The 3,988-nt window shown below is 72.0% G+C and carries 4 protein-coding genes; 2 read left to right on the plus strand and 2 right to left on the minus strand.

Annotated elements, in window-relative coordinates:
- Positions 1-107: 107 nt before the first annotated feature.
- A complete protein-coding gene (locus tag A6Q79_RS13615) occupies positions 108-863 on the minus strand; it encodes an SDR family oxidoreductase (protein ID WP_067855854.1) in 756 nt (251 codons plus the stop codon).
- Positions 864-929: 66 nt separating this feature from the next.
- Between A6Q79_RS13615 and A6Q79_RS13620 the strand changes: the two genes are divergently transcribed.
- Positions 930-1,688, plus strand: a complete 759-nt coding sequence (locus A6Q79_RS13620) for a ParA family protein (RefSeq protein WP_067861414.1) — start codon at positions 930-932, stop codon at positions 1,686-1,688.
- On the opposite strand, the gene A6Q79_RS13625 is transcribed toward A6Q79_RS13620, so the two are convergent.
- Positions 1,624-3,246 carry a DEAD/DEAH box helicase gene (locus A6Q79_RS13625; protein WP_317698620.1) on the minus strand — a complete coding sequence of 541 codons (1,623 nt, stop codon included), beginning with the start codon at positions 3,244-3,246 and terminating at the stop codon, positions 1,624-1,626. The two genes, A6Q79_RS13620 and A6Q79_RS13625, sit on opposite strands and share 65 nt — an antisense overlap.
- Before the next feature lie 170 nt (positions 3,247-3,416).
- On the opposite strand from A6Q79_RS13625, the gene A6Q79_RS13630 reads away from it, so the two are divergent.
- A partial coding sequence (locus A6Q79_RS13630; protein ID WP_317698619.1) for a ferritin-like fold-containing protein occupies positions 3,417-3,988 on the plus strand: 572 nt, incomplete at its 3' end.

Below are 3,988 nucleotides of genomic sequence, written 5' to 3' on the forward strand. Positions count from 1 at the left end.
GGCCCGCGGGTGCTCGACCTGCGCGTGGTGCACGGCGAAGCGCCCGCGCGGGGTCTGCACGGTCGCGGCGACCACGCCGGGCGGGAGGTCGAGGGAGCGCGGCGTGCTCATCGTCCGCGCTTGGCGGCGCGGGCCACGAGCGACGTCGGGGCGTGCCGGGCCAGGGTCGCGAGCACCTTGTAGCGCAGGCTCGGGATCGACACCGTGCGGCCGCGCTCGAGGTCGGCGAGCGCGGCGGCCACGAGCTTGTCGCTGTTCAGCCACATCCAGCGGGGCACGCCCGAGATGTCCATGTCGGCGCGCTGGTGGAACTCCGTGCGCACGAAGCCGGGACACAGCACCATGACGCGCACGCCCGACGACGCGTAGTGCCAGTCGGCCCACTGCGACAGGTTCACCAGCCACGCCTTGTGGGCGGAGTAGGTCCCGCGCGGGGTGAAGGCGGCGACGCTCGCGACGTTGACCACCTGGCCGCGACCGCGCCCGACCATCGACTTGATCGCCGTGTCCATGAGGTGCATCGGCGCCCGCACGAGCAGGTCGAGCTGACGGTCCTCGTCGGCGACGTCGGTGGTGCCGAACCAGCCCGCGAGCGACGCGCCGGCGTTGTTCACCAGCAGGTCGACGGGTGCGGTGCTGCTGGCGAGGGCGGCCTCGGCCGCCGCCAGTCCGTCCGCGGTGGTCAGGTCGGCCACGACGACGTCGGCCTGCACGCCGTGCGCACCGCGCAGCTCGGTGGCCAGCTGCTCCAGACGCTGCTCGTCGCGCGCGAGCAGCACGACGTCGTCGCCCCGGGCGGCGAGGGCGCGGGCGAAGGACAGGCCGATGCCGGCCGTGGCGCCGGTGACGAGAGCGCGGGTCATGTCGTCAGCATGCCATGTCGTCACGGTGGCGGACGTCGCAGCCACGAGGCGGTCCCCGGTGGCATGATGTGCCGCGTGACGACGACGATCTCCGTGGTGAACCAGAAGGGTGGCGTCGGCAAGACGACCACCGTCGCCTCCCTCGGCGCGGCGTTCGCCGAGCTCGGCAAGCGCGTGCTGCTCGTCGACCTCGACCCGCAGGGCGGCCTGACGTTCTCCCTGGGCATCGACCCCGAGGACGTCGACGTGACCGTCGGGGAGGTGCTGCTCGGCAAGGCCAAGCCGGCCGACGCGATCGTCGTCACCGAGGACGGCATGCACCTGCTGCCGTCGAACGTCACGGTCACGCAGGCCGAGGAGGCGCTCGTCAGCCGCACCGGGCGCGAGCAGCGGCTGCGCGTCGCGCTCGACAAGGTCGCCGACGACTACGACCTCGTCGTCATCGACTGCCCACCCACGCTCGGCGTGCTCACGGTCGGCGCGCTCTCGGCGTCGCAGAAGGTCGTCATCCCGCTGCAGGCGGAGACCCTGTCGCACCGCGGCGTGCTGCAGCTGCTCGACACCGTCCACGACGTCAAGCAGTTCATCAACTCCGAGCTCGAGGTCGCCGGCGTGCTGCCGACGATGTTCGACGGGCGCACCAACCACGCCCGCGCCGTGCTCGCCTCCATCGAGGAGCAGTTCGAGCTGCCCGTCCTGAGCCCGCCGATCCCGAAGTCGATCCGGTTCGCCGAGGCGCCCGCGATCGGCCGCTCCATCCTCAGCGTCCACAAGAACCACAAGGGCGCCGACGCGTACCGCGAGGTGGCGCAGAGCCTGCTCTGAGCCGGCACGACGAAGGGCCCCACGCCGGTGCCGTCTCGCTCGAGGCGGTCTGGGTGCCGTTCTGGCCCTCGACCTTCTGGCCGCCGCGGGTGCGACGGCGACGACGGTTCCGGCTGCGGCTCGAGCCGGTGCCCTCGCCGCCCTGGCCGTCCTTGGCCTGCGCGTCCTGCGGCTGGTCGGTGCGGGGACCGGAGGAGCGCTCGCCCTGCGGACGTCCGCCGCCCTGCCCGCGTCCGCCCTGGCCGTCGCGGCCACGTCCGCCGCCCTGCCCGCGACCGCCCTGGCCACCGCGTCCGCCGCGGTCGCCGTCCTTGCGGGGCTCCTTCGGCGACGGCGGCTTGAGCCGGCCCTTGACGGACCGGTCGATGCCGAGGTCGTGGAACAGGTGGTCCGACGTCGAGTACGTCTCCTGCGGGTCCGCGAACGGCAGGTCGAGCTCGGCGTTGATCAGCTTCCAGCGCGACAGGTCGGCCCAGTCGACGAAGGTGACCGCGATGCCCGAGGCGCCGGCGCGACCCGTGCGACCGATGCGGTGCACGTACGTCTTGTGGTCCTCGGGGCAGTTGTAGTTGATGACGTGGCTGATGTTCGCGACGTCGATGCCGCGGGCCGCGACGTCGGTGGCGACCAGCACGTCGACCTTGCCGTCACGGAAGCCCTGCAGCGCCTTCTCGCGCGCGCCCTGCGCCATGTCGCCGTGCAGGGGCGAGGCGGGGAAGCCGCGGTCGATGAGGTCGTCGGCCACACGCTGCGCCGTGCGCTTCGTGCGCGTGAAGATGATGACGCGCTGCACGTCCTCAGCCTGCAGGATGCGGGCGATGACCTCGGGCTTGTCGAGCTCGTGGGCCTGCCACACGAACTGCGCCGTGGCGGGGACCGTGTGGTTCTCCTCCGGTGACTCGGCGCGGATGTTCATCGGGTGGCGCATGTGCTTGCGCGCCAGCGACACGATCGCGCCCGGCATCGTGGCCGAGAACAGCATCGTCTGGCGGGTCTCGGGCGTCTTGGCGAGGATCGCCTCGACGTCGGGCAGGAAGCCGAGGTCGAGCATCTCGTCGGCCTCGTCGAGCACGAGCGACTTCACGTGAGAGAGGTCGAGCGCGCGACGGTTGGCGAGGTCGAGGATGCGCCCGGGGGTGCCGACGACGATGTCGACACCCTTCTCGAGCGCCTCGAGCTGGCCCTCGTAGGGCACGCCGCCGTAGATCGTGAGGTTGCGGGTGCCGCGGTTCGCGGACGCCGTCTTGATGTCGTTGGCCACCTGCAGCGCGAGCTCGCGGGTGGGCGCGACGACCAGGGCCTGCGGCTTGCCGGGAGCCGCCAGCTGGTCGTAGTCGGGGTCGTGCGGGGCGACGGTGCGCTGGATGACCGGGATGGAGAAGGCCAGCGTCTTGCCCGTGCCGGTGCGCGCCTGACCGATGAGGTCGGTGCCCATCAGCGCGACGGAGAGGGTCATCTCCTGGATGGGGAACGGGCTGCTGATGCCGACGGCGTCGAGCGCGTCGGCGATCTCGGGCATGACGCCCAAGTCGGTGAACGTGGTCACAGGATCTCGAATTCGTGAGGGAACAAAGGGTTCTCGGGTCGAGTCGTGAGGCGGCGTCGACGACGGTGCGTCCGAGAGCTCACGACGGAGATACGGCCCCAAGGGCACCACCAGGGTACCGGTTGGGACGTGCGTCCCGGGAATCAGGAGCCGAGTGGCGGGGGAGCGCTACGCTGCGGCGCATGGCCCACCACGCAGAGTCGAGCGACCCGTCGGCCCCGAAGGACGCAGCCGCACCCCCGGACGACACGCCCGCGGCACCGGTCGCCAGCGCCCTCGACGACCCCGAGTACCGCCGCGGGGTCGTCGAGCTGCTCGGCGTCCTCGCCTTCGGTGAGATCAGCGCCTGCGAGCGGCTCGTCGCCGACTCCCAGATGGCCCCCGACCTGCGCAGCAAGGTCGAGGTCGCGACCATGGCCGCCGCCGAGTTCGACCACTTCGAGGTGCTGCGCGACCGCCTCGTCGAGATGGGCGAGGACCCCTTCGACGCCATGGAGCCGTTCGCCGCCACCTTCGGCGACTTCCACCGCAAGACCAAGCCCGCCGACTTCCTCGAGGGCCTGGTCAAGGCCTTCGTCGGCGACGGGCTGGCCGCCGACTTCTACCGCGAGATCGCCGCCTACCTCGACCCCGTCACGCGCACGACCGTCATCGACCCCCTCAGCGGCCCCGGGCACTCGGAGTTCGTCGTCGAGCAGGTGCGCGCCGCGATCGAGGCCGATCCCCGCGTCGGCGGCCGGCTCGCCCTGTGGGG

This window comes from Aeromicrobium sp. REDSEA-S32_B7, assembly GCF_001626145.1.
GTDB lineage: Bacteria > Actinomycetota > Actinomycetes > Propionibacteriales > Nocardioidaceae > Aeromicrobium > Aeromicrobium erythreum.